General features: G+C 42.8%; 2 protein-coding genes and 1 pseudogene. All 3 read right to left on the bottom strand.

Going from position 1 to position 1,312, the window contains the following annotated elements:
- Nucleotides 1–301, bottom strand: a 301-nt coding sequence (locus tag A3729_RS26005; RefSeq protein WP_068634432.1) for a DUF86 domain-containing protein, incomplete at its 3' end; no start/stop codon positions are given.
- Nucleotides 294–692: a nucleotidyltransferase domain-containing protein gene (locus A3729_RS26000; RefSeq protein WP_068634330.1), complete on the bottom strand. Its 399-nt coding sequence runs from the start codon at nucleotides 690–692 to the stop codon at nucleotides 294–296. The genes A3729_RS26000 and A3729_RS26005, both read right to left, overlap by 8 nt.
- 167 nt (nucleotides 693–859) lie before the next feature.
- Nucleotides 860–1,312: pseudogene (locus tag A3729_RS33490) on the bottom strand (hypothetical protein); the annotation flags it as partial.

Raw genomic sequence — 1,312 nt, 5'->3', positions numbered from 1 at the left:
CTGCTATATTTCTTAAGCCAACCATTCGCTTCATCGCGCCAGAGATGTCGACCGTAATCAATTTTGCCCCTGCTAGAATATCGAAACTATCACGTGCCGACTGAGGTATTCCCAGCCGGTGCACACGAATTAGATAATTTGCTATATCAATTGACGCCTCACACGCTCTTTGAATATTCAATAAGACAGAATCTTGTTTGGTGTAATTTTGTTTGAATTCTGCCTCGCTAGTAAATTCCTCGCGAACTCGCTGCAAACACCGTTTTATTGTTGCGAGTTTATTCAGTATGACATCATCCATGCTTCATTCCTTTAAGCTGAGCAACAAAGTCAGTCATAATGTCTTCACGCCCCTCCTGTAAACGGCCATACATGCTGAGAACACGCGTTTCGAAAGACATCGCAGCGTCACAAGCATCATACAGCAACTGACCTCGCTCTATAATTTGCACATTCAAAACCGTGGTCGATTGAAGCAAGTCAATCAAATCAACTTCTGCACAACAGGTATTTGCCAGGAGCTCTTTAAGCTCCCATAAGGTAGATACGGGTATTTTTTTCTCTGCCATGACTGCGATATCCCAGTCACTCGAAGGTCGAGCTTCATTAGTAGCTCTTGAGCCAAAGAGGTAAATCAATTTAACACTTGGTAGATGTTGTTTTATTAGAGAAACCAGCTCGGAGTTTTCCATATCGCTTAAACCGTTTCAGTGGCTTTGTCATTTTATGATCTAGATAATAGACAGAATAACACGAGTGATAGGATCTTGCTTATGACGGCTTTGATATTTTTATTTCTCTGTGTAGGCCGCAGGCCTCTCTGTGCCCTCTGTGGTGAACCGTCTTTTGTGTTTTGACCTTAAAGAGCTAAAAGCGATTGAGCCTGCTTATTGTATGATTTCTGGACAGCCAGCAACACATCCACCAACCCAATTGCCCGATTAAGCGCAGACGCAAACTCTTCATGATCATCTACATAATCATGAACCAAACGATTTCTAAGATTTCTCGCCTCTATCCACTGTTCGACCGAAGCAATTAATCCAAGCTTTTCCATTCGTCCCAAGTTATTGATTGCAGAACTTGGCGTTTCAAGCATTTGTTTTAATAACTCGGGAGTACACTTATCACCTAAGTGATCTTGAAGCCTGCCAAACCTTGCGACAAACGCATCGACCCGCTCAGCCATATCTAGATCATCTTCAAGACCAGCAACCCATTGGGGATTAACTTCTTCAGATTTTAAGCGGCTCCACGTCAACTCTAAGTGCTTTGCTTCCTTTTCTGCCACTTTAATCAAGTGTCGTAAACG

Source organism: Oleiphilus sp. HI0043, assembly GCF_001634935.1.
This window is presented reverse-complemented; position numbering and strand designations above follow the sequence as displayed.

Excerpts from the sequence above, each read along its gene's own strand:
- A3729_RS26000 (WP_068634330.1), bottom strand. The coding sequence starts at position 692 with ATGGAAAACTCCGAGCTGGTTTCTCTAATAAAACAACATCTACCAAGT.